Source organism: Flavobacterium sp. WC2409 (genome assembly GCF_041200085.1).
Classification (GTDB): domain Bacteria; phylum Bacteroidota; class Bacteroidia; order Flavobacteriales; family Flavobacteriaceae; genus Flavobacterium.
On record NZ_CP165625.1, the window covers coordinates 1 to 12,495 of the forward strand.

The window sequence follows — 12,495 nt, forward strand, 5'->3', positions numbered from 1 at the left end:
ATTTTCAACAACTTAAAAACAAAGTTACGAAAAGGTTAAAAAAAAGGCATTAAAAGTATTGAATAACGGTATAAAGGTGTTATTTTTGCACCCGCAACAACGCAGACGTTCTTTAAAATACTGGCAAGCAAACGGAATTAATTAGGAAATTTATTTTCTAAAAAAGTTTCAAAAAAGCTTGTGAGGTTTAAAAGTAATATCTACTTTTGCACCCGCTTCGAGCGACACGTTAAGTGTTGCTACGAGTGGAAAACAAGATAAGACACGTTCCTAGACATATTGAATTGACAGCCGTTTTTGAGAGAGATTTCAAAGACAAAAGAATAAAGAGTAATAGAATCGAGAGATTTGAAAAAACCACTAGACCTTCAGTCAAAAATAAATAGAGAATCATTTATGGTTCTTGCATAATATACGATGAAGAGTTTGATCCTGGCTCAGGATGAACGCTAGCGGCAGGCTTAACACATGCAAGTCGAGGGGTATAGTTCTTCGGAATTAGAGACCGGCGCACGGGTGCGTAACGCGTATGCAATCTACCTTTCACAGAGGGATAGCCCAGAGAAATTTGGATTAATACCTCATAGTATAATTGAGTGGCATCATTTAATTATTAAAGATTTATCGGTGAAAGATGAGCATGCGTCCCATTAGCTAGTTGGTATGGTAACGGCATACCAAGGCTACGATGGGTAGGGGTCCTGAGAGGGAGATCCCCCACACTGGTACTGAGACACGGACCAGACTCCTACGGGAGGCAGCAGTGAGGAATATTGGACAATGGGCGCAAGCCTGATCCAGCCATGCCGCGTGCAGGATGACGGTCCTATGGATTGTAAACTGCTTTTATACGAGAAGAAACACTCCTTCGTGAAGGAGCTTGACGGTATCGTAAGAATAAGGATCGGCTAACTCCGTGCCAGCAGCCGCGGTAATACGGAGGATCCAAGCGTTATCCGGAATCATTGGGTTTAAAGGGTCCGTAGGCGGTTTAGTAAGTCAGTGGTGAAAGCCCATCGCTCAACGGTGGAACGGCCATTGATACTGCTAGACTTGAATTATTAGGAAGTAACTAGAATATGTAGTGTAGCGGTGAAATGCTTAGAGATTACATGGAATACCAATTGCGAAGGCAGGTTACTACTAATATATTGACGCTGATGGACGAAAGCGTGGGTAGCGAACAGGATTAGATACCCTGGTAGTCCACGCCGTAAACGATGGATACTAGCTGTTGGGAGCAATCTCAGTGGCTAAGCGAAAGTGATAAGTATCCCACCTGGGGAGTACGAACGCAAGTTTGAAACTCAAAGGAATTGACGGGGGCCCGCACAAGCGGTGGAGCATGTGGTTTAATTCGATGATACGCGAGGAACCTTACCAAGGCTTAAATGTAGATTGACCGGTTTGGAAACAGACTTTTCGCAAGACAATTTACAAGGTGCTGCATGGTTGTCGTCAGCTCGTGCCGTGAGGTGTCAGGTTAAGTCCTATAACGAGCGCAACCCCTGTTGTTAGTTGCCAGCGAGTCATGTCGGGAACTCTAACGAGACTGCCAGTGCAAACTGTGAGGAAGGTGGGGATGACGTCAAATCATCACGGCCCTTACGCCTTGGGCTACACACGTGCTACAATGGCCGGTACAGAGAGCAGCCACTGGGCGACCAGGAGCGAATCTACAAAACCGGTCACAGTTCGGATCGGAGTCTGCAACTCGACTCCGTGAAGCTGGAATCGCTAGTAATCGGATATCAGCCATGATCCGGTGAATACGTTCCCGGGCCTTGTACACACCGCCCGTCAAGCCATGGAAGCTGGGGGTGCCTGAAGTCGGTGACCGCAAGGAGCTGCCTAGGGTAAAACTGGTAACTAGGGCTAAGTCGTAACAAGGTAGCCGTACCGGAAGGTGCGGCTGGAACACCTCCTTTCTAGAGCCTTAGTGTTAGCTTATTTATAAGCACGGTAGGGAAAGAGACGAAAAGAGAAAGTGGAAACAAAGATTAAGAATTTATTACTCTTGCTGTTAGTTCAAATAATACAATTTAAGAATAAAGAGTGTCTCGTAGCTCAGCTGGTTAGAGTACTACACTGATAATGTAGGGGTCGACAGTTCGAGTCTGTCCGAGACAACTATTAAACTTAAATAGATTCTGAAATAAATTCAGAATAAAAGGAAATTTTAGAAGTATGAGTATGAATTATACATTAATTCAAAATTCACCATTCATAATTTAAAATTTGAAACGGGGGATTAGCTCAGCTGGCTAGAGCGCCTGCCTTGCACGCAGGAGGTCAACGGTTCGACTCCGTTATTCTCCACAAATCAAAAGTTGATACGTTGATTTGTTAAATCGGTTAAACGATTAAACGAAAAAACGATTAAACTAGCGATACAAGTTCATTGACATATTGAGATAAGAAAAATATAAAAAGTAGAAAGCGTTTTTTACTATTTATAGTAGAAAACAAACAAAAACGGTCCTAATTAATTTTAGGATTGGTACAATAAGCAAAATAAGGGCGTATGGGGGATGCCTTGGCTCTCAGAGGCGATGAAAGGCGTGATAAGCTGCGAAAAGCTACGGGGACGGGCACACACCGATTGATCCGTAGATACCTGAATGGGGCAACCCACTAGATTGAAGATCTAGTACACCGATAGGTGGGCAAACCCGCTGAACTGAAACATCTAAGTAGGCGGAGGAGAAGAAAACAAAAGTGATTCCGTAAGTAGTGGCGAGCGAACGCGGATTAGCCCAAACCAATGTTGTTACGGCAATGTTGGGGTTGTAGGACCACGATATTCAATGTAAAACGAACTAGAATCTACTGGAAAGTAGAACCAAAGAGGGTGATAGTCCTGTATAGGTAAGTGATATAATTGATAGTGGTATCCTGAGTAGGGCGGGACACGAGAAATCCTGTCTGAATTTGGCGGGACCATCCGCTAAGGCTAAATACTCCTGAGAGACCGATAGTGAACCAGTACCGTGAGGGAAAGGTGAAAAGAACCGTGAATAACGGAGTGAAATAGATCCTGAAACCATACGCTTACAAGCGGTCGGAGCCCTTTCGTGGGGTGACGGCGTGCCTTTTGCATAATGAGCCTACGAGTTAACGTTGCTGGCAAGGATAAGTGGTTAAGCCACGGATCCGTAGCGAAAGCGAGTCTGAATAGGGCGCTTTAGTCAGTAGTGTTAGACGCGAAACCGTGTGATCTACCCATGGACAGGTTGAAGCTGTGGTAACACATAGTGGAGGACCGAACCCGTTGACGTTGAAAAGTCTTGGGATGATCTGTGGGTAGGGGTGAAAGGCCAATCAAACTCGGAAATAGCTCGTACTCCCCGAAATGCATTTAGGTGCAGCGTTAGTTATAAAGTTATATAGAGGTAGAGCTACTGATTGGATGCGGGGGCTTCACCGCCTACCAATTCCTGACAAACTCCGAATGCTATATAATGTTCACTAACAGTGAGGGCTTGGGTGCTAAGGTCCAAGTCCGAGAGGGAAAGAACCCAGACCATCAGCTAAGGTCCCCAAATATATACTAAGTTGAAAGAACGAGGTTTGTCTGCATAGACAGCTAGGATGTTGGCTTGGAAGCAGCCATTCATTTAAAGAGTGCGTAACAGCTCACTAGTCGAGCGGACGAGCATGGATAATAATCGGGCATAAGTATATTACCGAAGCTATGGATTTACAATTTATTGTAAGTGGTAGGGGAGCATTCTCACAGGGTAGAAGGTGTATCGTAAGGTATGCTGGACCGGTGAGAAAAGAAAATGTAGGCATAAGTAACGATAATGCGGGCGAGAAACCCGCACACCGAAAGACTAAGGTTTCCACAGCTATGCTAATCAGCTGTGGGTTAGTCGGGACCTAAGGCGAACCCGAAAGGGACAGTCGATGGACAACGGGTTAATATTCCCGTACTACTGTTAACTGTGATGGGGTGACGGAGTGATGAAAGTGCCGCGAACTGACGGAATAGTTCGTTGAAGTACCTACCTATAAGACCCGCAGGCAAATCCACGGGTTTTGGGGAAATACGATAGTACTCGGCGTCTTCGGACAAAGAGATAGTGCACCTAAGGGCTTCCAAGAAAAACCTCTAAACTTCAGGTTAATAGTACCCGTACCGCAAACCGACACAGGTAGTCGAGATGAGAATTCTAAGGTGCTCGAGAGATTCATGGCTAAGGAATTAGGCAAAATAGACCCGTAACTTCGGGAGAAGGGTCGCCAGCAGCAATGCTGGCCGCAGTGAAGAGGTCCAGGCGACTGTTTATCAAAAACACAGGGCTCTGCAAAATCGTAAGATGAAGTATAGGGCCTGACACCTGCCCGGTGCTGGAAGGTTAAGTGGAGATGTTATGGGTAACCAGAAGCATTGAAATGAAGCCCCAGTAAACGGCGGCCGTAACTATAACGGTCCTAAGGTAGCGAAATTCCTTGTCGGGTAAGTTCCGACCTGCACGAATGGTGTAACGATCTGGACACTGTCTCAGCCATGAGCTCGGTGAAATTGTAGTAACGGTGAAGATGCCGTTTACCCGCAGTGGGACGAAAAGACCCTGTGCACCTTTACTATAGCTTAGTATTGACCTTGGATAAATGATGTGTAGGATAGGTTGGAGACTGTGAAGTGGCGTCGCTAGGCGTTGTGGAGTCATTGTTGAAATACAACCCTTTGTTTATCTGAGGCCTAACCCCGTTTTGCGGGGGACATTGCTTGGTGGGTAGTTTGACTGGGGTGGTCGCCTCCAAAAGAGTAACGGAGGCTTCTAAAGGTTCCCTCAGTACGCTTGGTAACCGTGCGTAGAGTGCAATGGCATAAGGGAGCTTGACTGAGAGACATACAGGTCGATCAGGTACGAAAGTAGAGCATAGTGATCCGGTGGTTCCGCATGGAAGGGCCATCGCTCAAAGGATAAAAGGTACGCCGGGGATAACAGGCTGATCTCCCCCAAGAGCTCATATCGACGGGGGGGTTTGGCACCTCGATGTCGGCTCGTCACATCCTGGGGCTGGAGAAGGTCCCAAGGGTTGGGCTGTTCGCCCATTAAAGTGGCACGCGAGCTGGGTTCAGAACGTCGTGAGACAGTTCGGTCTCTATCTACTGTGGGCGCAAGAAATTTGAGTGGATCTGATTCTAGTACGAGAGGACCGAATTGGACAAACCTCTAGTGTATCTGTTGTCACGCCAGTGGCATGGCAGAGTAGCTACGTTTGGAAGGGATAAGCGCTGAAAGCATATAAGCGCGAAACCCACCACAAGATGAGATTTCTTTTAAGGATCGTGGGAGATGACCACGTTGATAGGCTATAGATGTAAAGGCAGTAATGTCATAGTCGAGTAGTACTAATAATCCGTAAGCTTATGTACACCTTTCCAGCCTCGCAAGAGGCTGGGGAAACTTTCTTTTATCCTGAATTTATTTCAGGAACTAATATTTTTTTCTTTATCTCAGTATGTTAAGATATTGTTCAATAGATTTTTATCGTAAGATAAACAATCATTGAAAAATTGCCCAAAGCAATTATAACTTCTTAAGGTGGTTATTGCGGCGGGGCTCACCTCTTCCCATCCCGAACAGAGTAGTTAAGCCCGCCTGCGCAGATGGTACTGCAGTTATGTGGGAGAGTATGTCGTCGCCTTTCTTTAAAAACCCTATTCATTTATGTGAATAGGGTTTTTTTGTGCGCAAAAAAATCGATTTTTCTTCAAGGAATGGGTATTAGAGAAGAAATAGTAACTAGAATCCTAATGATTTATGTATTTTCAGAACAATCTATCTAATCCAACCGTAGTTCGGCAGATTTTGCTATGTAAATCACCTTTTTTTCTGAATATAAAAATGTACCAAAGCAGTAATTATTAGATTTTGGTATGGGTAATAGTTTTATTATTTATAGTGACGAAAGCATTTGTTATGTAATGAAGTGGTTTTTGATTGAGATTAAATAAGGGAATATCAACTTAATATATTTTAGTCTGACAATTGACTTTAGTTTAATTTATTCTCTAGTAAATAAGTCAATAGGAACATAAACGAAATTCTCACTGAATTATAACACTAAAGGTTTGGAATGTATTTTTACTGCAAACAATTTACGGGTATTTTTGAATGATTCGATGACAGTATCCGATTTTCGTGGTCAGACTAAAAAAATCAGACCTCTCAAGGGTTCGTTTAATTGTTATTGAAATTTAAATGGAACAGGAGTTGTCTAAAGTGGATTTCTTAATTTCATTTTGCATTCTTTTAAAAGAATATTTTTGGATAAGAGCTACGAGAGTATTGCTTTGTTATGTCAATGAAGCGCGGTTTGGGTAAAGATTGGAACTGATTGCTGACAATTTTAAGGACTTGCTTTGCTTTAGGGAGTTGCTACTGTCTGTTTTTGGTTTTTGATTTAGGGTTGATCAGACTTTAAAAGGGGCTTGGGCGTATCTCATATGGTCATTCTTTTTTTTAGAGAAGCTTTTATGGGATAAAATACGATTGAAAGAGCGTAGTTAGTCTGTCTTGTTAGGACGATAGAAGTGCTATTGGGAAAGGCTATATTTTGCGGAGGTAGTTCAAACTGCTTTATTAAAGCTTCTCTGTCGATAAGGGAGTATTGGATGGATAAAAAAACTTTATTTAAAATACGGGTTTTCAACAACTTAAAAACAAAGTTGCGAAAAGGTTAAAAAAAAGGCATTAAAAGTATTGAATAACGGTATAAAGGTGTTATTTTTGCACCCGCAACAACGCAGACGTTCTTTAAAATACTGGCAAGCAAACGGAATTAATTAGGAAATTTATTTTCTAAAAAAGTTTCAAAAAAGCTTGTGAGGTTTAAAAGTAATATCTACTTTTGCACCCGCTTCGAGCGACACGTTAAGTGTTGCTACGAGTGGAAAACAAGATAAGACACGTTCCTAGACATATTGAATTGACAGCCGTTTTTGAGAGAGATTTCAAAGACAAAAGAATAAAGAGTAATAGAATCGAGAGATTTGAAAAAACCACTAGACCTTCAGTCAAAAATAAATAGAGAATCATTTATGGTTCTTGCATAATATACGATGAAGAGTTTGATCCTGGCTCAGGATGAACGCTAGCGGCAGGCTTAACACATGCAAGTCGAGGGGTATAGTTCTTCGGAATTAGAGACCGGCGCACGGGTGCGTAACGCGTATGCAATCTACCTTTCACAGAGGGATAGCCCAGAGAAATTTGGATTAATACCTCATAGTATAATTGAGTGGCATCATTTAATTATTAAAGATTTATCGGTGAAAGATGAGCATGCGTCCCATTAGCTAGTTGGTATGGTAACGGCATACCAAGGCTACGATGGGTAGGGGTCCTGAGAGGGAGATCCCCCACACTGGTACTGAGACACGGACCAGACTCCTACGGGAGGCAGCAGTGAGGAATATTGGACAATGGGCGCAAGCCTGATCCAGCCATGCCGCGTGCAGGATGACGGTCCTATGGATTGTAAACTGCTTTTATACGAGAAGAAACACTCCTTCGTGAAGGAGCTTGACGGTATCGTAAGAATAAGGATCGGCTAACTCCGTGCCAGCAGCCGCGGTAATACGGAGGATCCAAGCGTTATCCGGAATCATTGGGTTTAAAGGGTCCGTAGGCGGTTTAGTAAGTCAGTGGTGAAAGCCCATCGCTCAACGGTGGAACGGCCATTGATACTGCTAGACTTGAATTATTAGGAAGTAACTAGAATATGTAGTGTAGCGGTGAAATGCTTAGAGATTACATGGAATACCAATTGCGAAGGCAGGTTACTACTAATATATTGACGCTGATGGACGAAAGCGTGGGTAGCGAACAGGATTAGATACCCTGGTAGTCCACGCCGTAAACGATGGATACTAGCTGTTGGGAGCAATCTCAGTGGCTAAGCGAAAGTGATAAGTATCCCACCTGGGGAGTACGAACGCAAGTTTGAAACTCAAAGGAATTGACGGGGGCCCGCACAAGCGGTGGAGCATGTGGTTTAATTCGATGATACGCGAGGAACCTTACCAAGGCTTAAATGTAGATTGACCGGTTTGGAAACAGACTTTTCGCAAGACAATTTACAAGGTGCTGCATGGTTGTCGTCAGCTCGTGCCGTGAGGTGTCAGGTTAAGTCCTATAACGAGCGCAACCCCTGTTGTTAGTTGCCAGCGAGTCATGTCGGGAACTCTAACGAGACTGCCAGTGCAAACTGTGAGGAAGGTGGGGATGACGTCAAATCATCACGGCCCTTACGCCTTGGGCTACACACGTGCTACAATGGCCGGTACAGAGAGCAGCCACTGGGCGACCAGGAGCGAATCTACAAAACCGGTCACAGTTCGGATCGGAGTCTGCAACTCGACTCCGTGAAGCTGGAATCGCTAGTAATCGGATATCAGCCATGATCCGGTGAATACGTTCCCGGGCCTTGTACACACCGCCCGTCAAGCCATGGAAGCTGGGGGTGCCTGAAGTCGGTGACCGCAAGGAGCTGCCTAGGGTAAAACTGGTAACTAGGGCTAAGTCGTAACAAGGTAGCCGTACCGGAAGGTGCGGCTGGAACACCTCCTTTCTAGAGCCTTAGTGTTAGCTTATTTATAAGCACGGTAGGGAAAGAGACGAAAAGAGAAAGTGGAAACAAAGATTAAGAATTTATTACTCTTGCTGTTAGTTCAAATAATACAATTTAAGAATAAAGAGTGTCTCGTAGCTCAGCTGGTTAGAGTACTACACTGATAATGTAGGGGTCGACAGTTCGAGTCTGTCCGAGACAACTATTAAACTTAAATAGATTCTGAAATAAATTCAGAATAAAAGGAAATTTTAGAAGTATGAGTATGAATTATACATTAATTCAAAATTCACCATTCATAATTTAAAATTTGAAACGGGGGATTAGCTCAGCTGGCTAGAGCGCCTGCCTTGCACGCAGGAGGTCAACGGTTCGACTCCGTTATTCTCCACAAATCAAAAGTTGATACGTTGATTTGTTAAATCGGTTAAACGATTAAACGAAAAAACGATTAAACTAGCGATACAAGTTCATTGACATATTGAGATAAGAAAAATATAAAAAGTAGAAAGCGTTTTTTACTATTTATAGTAGAAAACAAACAAAAACGGTCCTAATTAATTTTAGGATTGGTACAATAAGCAAAATAAGGGCGTATGGGGGATGCCTTGGCTCTCAGAGGCGATGAAAGGCGTGATAAGCTGCGAAAAGCTACGGGGACGGGCACACACCGATTGATCCGTAGATACCTGAATGGGGCAACCCACTAGATTGAAGATCTAGTACACCGATAGGTGGGCAAACCCGCTGAACTGAAACATCTAAGTAGGCGGAGGAGAAGAAAACAAAAGTGATTCCGTAAGTAGTGGCGAGCGAACGCGGATTAGCCCAAACCAATGTTGTTACGGCAATGTTGGGGTTGTAGGACCACGATATTCAATGTAAAACGAACTAGAATCTACTGGAAAGTAGAACCAAAGAGGGTGATAGTCCTGTATAGGTAAGTGATATAATTGATAGTGGTATCCTGAGTAGGGCGGGACACGAGAAATCCTGTCTGAATTTGGCGGGACCATCCGCTAAGGCTAAATACTCCTGAGAGACCGATAGTGAACCAGTACCGTGAGGGAAAGGTGAAAAGAACCGTGAATAACGGAGTGAAATAGATCCTGAAACCATACGCTTACAAGCGGTCGGAGCCCTTTCGTGGGGTGACGGCGTGCCTTTTGCATAATGAGCCTACGAGTTAACGTTGCTGGCAAGGATAAGTGGTTAAGCCACGGATCCGTAGCGAAAGCGAGTCTGAATAGGGCGCTTTAGTCAGTAGTGTTAGACGCGAAACCGTGTGATCTACCCATGGACAGGTTGAAGCTGTGGTAACACATAGTGGAGGACCGAACCCGTTGACGTTGAAAAGTCTTGGGATGATCTGTGGGTAGGGGTGAAAGGCCAATCAAACTCGGAAATAGCTCGTACTCCCCGAAATGCATTTAGGTGCAGCGTTAGTTATAAAGTTATATAGAGGTAGAGCTACTGATTGGATGCGGGGGCTTCACCGCCTACCAATTCCTGACAAACTCCGAATGCTATATAATGTTCACTAACAGTGAGGGCTTGGGTGCTAAGGTCCAAGTCCGAGAGGGAAAGAACCCAGACCATCAGCTAAGGTCCCCAAATATATACTAAGTTGAAAGAACGAGGTTTGTCTGCATAGACAGCTAGGATGTTGGCTTGGAAGCAGCCATTCATTTAAAGAGTGCGTAACAGCTCACTAGTCGAGCGGACGAGCATGGATAATAATCGGGCATAAGTATATTACCGAAGCTATGGATTTACAATTTATTGTAAGTGGTAGGGGAGCATTCTCACAGGGTAGAAGGTGTATCGTAAGGTATGCTGGACCGGTGAGAAAAGAAAATGTAGGCATAAGTAACGATAATGCGGGCGAGAAACCCGCACACCGAAAGACTAAGGTTTCCACAGCTATGCTAATCAGCTGTGGGTTAGTCGGGACCTAAGGCGAACCCGAAAGGGACAGTCGATGGACAACGGGTTAATATTCCCGTACTACTGTTAACTGTGATGGGGTGACGGAGTGATGAAAGTGCCGCGAACTGACGGAATAGTTCGTTGAAGTACCTACCTATAAGACCCGCAGGCAAATCCACGGGTTTTGGGGAAATACGATAGTACTCGGCGTCTTCGGACAAAGAGATAGTGCACCTAAGGGCTTCCAAGAAAAACCTCTAAACTTCAGGTTAATAGTACCCGTACCGCAAACCGACACAGGTAGTCGAGATGAGAATTCTAAGGTGCTCGAGAGATTCATGGCTAAGGAATTAGGCAAAATAGACCCGTAACTTCGGGAGAAGGGTCGCCAGCAGCAATGCTGGCCGCAGTGAAGAGGTCCAGGCGACTGTTTATCAAAAACACAGGGCTCTGCAAAATCGTAAGATGAAGTATAGGGCCTGACACCTGCCCGGTGCTGGAAGGTTAAGTGGAGATGTTATGGGTAACCAGAAGCATTGAAATGAAGCCCCAGTAAACGGCGGCCGTAACTATAACGGTCCTAAGGTAGCGAAATTCCTTGTCGGGTAAGTTCCGACCTGCACGAATGGTGTAACGATCTGGACACTGTCTCAGCCATGAGCTCGGTGAAATTGTAGTAACGGTGAAGATGCCGTTTACCCGCAGTGGGACGAAAAGACCCTGTGCACCTTTACTATAGCTTAGTATTGACCTTGGATAAATGATGTGTAGGATAGGTTGGAGACTGTGAAGTGGCGTCGCTAGGCGTTGTGGAGTCATTGTTGAAATACAACCCTTTGTTTATCTGAGGCCTAACCCCGTTTTGCGGGGGACATTGCTTGGTGGGTAGTTTGACTGGGGTGGTCGCCTCCAAAAGAGTAACGGAGGCTTCTAAAGGTTCCCTCAGTACGCTTGGTAACCGTGCGTAGAGTGCAATGGCATAAGGGAGCTTGACTGAGAGACATACAGGTCGATCAGGTACGAAAGTAGAGCATAGTGATCCGGTGGTTCCGCATGGAAGGGCCATCGCTCAAAGGATAAAAGGTACGCCGGGGATAACAGGCTGATCTCCCCCAAGAGCTCATATCGACGGGGGGGTTTGGCACCTCGATGTCGGCTCGTCACATCCTGGGGCTGGAGAAGGTCCCAAGGGTTGGGCTGTTCGCCCATTAAAGTGGCACGCGAGCTGGGTTCAGAACGTCGTGAGACAGTTCGGTCTCTATCTACTGTGGGCGCAAGAAATTTGAGTGGATCTGATTCTAGTACGAGAGGACCGAATTGGACAAACCTCTAGTGTATCTGTTGTCACGCCAGTGGCATGGCAGAGTAGCTACGTTTGGAAGGGATAAGCGCTGAAAGCATATAAGCGCGAAACCCACCACAAGATGAGATTTCTTTTAAGGATCGTGGGAGATGACCACGTTGATAGGCTATAGATGTAAAGGCAGTAATGTCATAGTCGAGTAGTACTAATAATCCGTAAGCTTATGTACACCTTTCCAGCCTCGCAAGAGGCTGGGGAAACTTTCTTTTATCCTGAATTTATTTCAGGAACTAATATTTTTTTCTTTATCTCAGTATGTTAAGATATTGTTCAATAGATTTTTATCGTAAGATAAACAATCATTGAAAAATTGCCCAAAGCAATTATAACTTCTTAAGGTGGTTATTGCGGCGGGGCTCACCTCTTCCCATCCCGAACAGAGTAGTTAAGCCCGCCTGCGCAGATGGTACTGCAGTTATGTGGGAGAGTATGTCGTCGCCTTTCTTTAAAAACCCTATTCATTTATGTGAATAGGGTTTTTTGTTTTATTCTAGTTTTTCTATTAAATATTGGTAGAGTATGAATACTTTTTAGATATTATATTAATAATGTTAATTTTATATTAAATATATTTGTGCATAAACAAAATAAAACAATACATTTATGTTTTATTT

Annotated in this window: 4 tRNA genes and 6 rRNA genes; all 10 read left to right on the top strand. The window is 44.3% G+C overall.

The annotated features are described in order from the left end of the window. The first annotated feature begins 414 nt into the window (after positions 1–414). Positions 415–1,928, top strand: a 16S ribosomal RNA gene (locus tag AB3G34_RS00005). Positions 1,929–2,056: 128 nt separating this feature from the next. Beyond that, positions 2,057–2,130: transfer RNA gene (locus AB3G34_RS00010), tRNA-Ile, on the top strand. Positions 2,131–2,245: 115 nt separating this feature from the next. Beyond that, a tRNA-Ala gene (locus AB3G34_RS00015) sits at positions 2,246–2,319 on the top strand. A gap of 184 nt (positions 2,320–2,503) precedes the next feature. Continuing rightward, positions 2,504–5,389 (top strand): 23S ribosomal RNA (locus tag AB3G34_RS00020). A 165-nt stretch (positions 5,390–5,554) separates the two neighbouring features. After that, a 5S ribosomal RNA gene (gene rrf, locus AB3G34_RS00025) occupies positions 5,555–5,664 on the top strand. A gap of 1,411 nt (positions 5,665–7,075) precedes the next feature. After that, positions 7,076–8,589: ribosomal RNA gene (locus AB3G34_RS00030) — 16S ribosomal RNA — on the top strand. 128 nt (positions 8,590–8,717) lie between these two features. Further along, positions 8,718–8,791: transfer RNA gene (locus AB3G34_RS00035), tRNA-Ile, on the top strand. A 115-nt stretch (positions 8,792–8,906) separates the two neighbouring features. Next, positions 8,907–8,980 (top strand) — tRNA-Ala (locus tag AB3G34_RS00040). Between the two features lie 184 nt (positions 8,981–9,164). Beyond that, positions 9,165–12,050, top strand: a 23S ribosomal RNA gene (locus tag AB3G34_RS00045). Between the two features lie 165 nt (positions 12,051–12,215). Beyond that, positions 12,216–12,325: ribosomal RNA gene (gene rrf / locus AB3G34_RS00050) — 5S ribosomal RNA — on the top strand. Together the 16S, 23S and 5S rRNA genes with 4 tRNA genes alongside form the textbook arrangement of a ribosomal RNA operon. Positions 12,326–12,495: the final 170 nt, after the last annotated feature.